The 254-nt window shown below is 48.8% G+C and carries 1 tRNA gene; it reads left to right on the forward strand.

Annotated elements, in window-relative coordinates:
* The first annotated feature begins 28 nt into the window (after positions 1-28).
* Positions 29-104, forward strand: a tRNA-Ala gene (locus tag UB32_RS07300).
* Positions 105-254: the final 150 nt, after the last annotated feature.

Genomic DNA, 254 nt, shown 5'->3' on the forward strand with positions numbered 1-254 from the left:
GGTTCGAATCCCGTCTTCCGCTTCATTTGGGGCCTTAGCTCAGCTGGGAGAGCGCCTGCTTTGCACGCAGGAGGTCAGCGGTTCGATCCCGCTAGGCTCCACCATCTCACTACATAAATACCATTTCAGTCATAAATCCAGTCGGGTTTATGACTTTTTTTATTTTTACCGACTCGTATTTTAACGGATTTCCGAAAGAAGTCTCCCATCCTCAAGGAATGGGAAGGGCTAAAGCCCAATGAGTAGGTGGGAGA

It is taken from the genome of Mesobacillus subterraneus, assembly GCF_000934845.1.
In the GTDB taxonomy this organism is placed as follows: domain Bacteria; phylum Bacillota; class Bacilli; order Bacillales; family Cytobacillaceae; genus Mesobacillus; species Mesobacillus stamsii.